This window comes from Brevundimonas sp., assembly GCF_046293315.1.
Classification (GTDB): domain Bacteria; phylum Pseudomonadota; class Alphaproteobacteria; order Caulobacterales; family Caulobacteraceae; genus Brevundimonas.
On record NZ_JBKBPF010000101.1, the window covers coordinates 1 to 564 of the forward strand.

General features: G+C 64.9%; 1 pseudogene. It reads left to right on the plus strand.

From position 1 onward, the window contains the following. Positions 1-110, plus strand: a pseudogene (locus ACK4SE_RS14220) (methyltransferase); the annotation flags it as partial. Positions 111-564: the final 454 nt, after the last annotated feature.

Sequence of the window (564 nt, forward strand, 5' to 3'; positions counted from 1 at the left end):
GCGCGCCGCTGCGCCTGCTGCCCCCCCTGATCCTGCACGATCGCTCAGGCGCCAAACACACGCCCCAGGCCGAGGCGATCCTGAGAGGCGAGGCCGATCTGCCCTTCTGATCCGCTGCGGCCTTCGGTCGAAAAATACAGTCTGAATAGTCTGATTAGTCTGAAAACCCCCTGACCTGAGCGTGAGCCGCTCCGCTGCGGCCTTCGGACGAAAAATGCAGTCTGAATAGTCTGATTAGTCTGAAACTCCCTGACCTGGGCGTGAGCCGCACAGCTTGCCACAGGTCGAGAGAGCGACAGGCCGAAGACGGCGGGCGATGCGACGGCCATTGAACCGGCGACGCAATTCGCCGCCAGCCATCGCATCACGCCGCCCGCGCGCCGTGTGCTCGTCTTCTCCCGCAAGGGGAGAAGGGATATGGGAACGCCATGTCCCTACGCCCCCTCTTCGTCACCCAGGTCTATGAAGCCAGCCTCGCCGACGGGCGCGGGTTCGAGGATTTCAACGCCTCGCTGGTCCAGGCCTGTCGCGTGCTGGCGGACGAGGACGCGGGCGGTCGCGCCT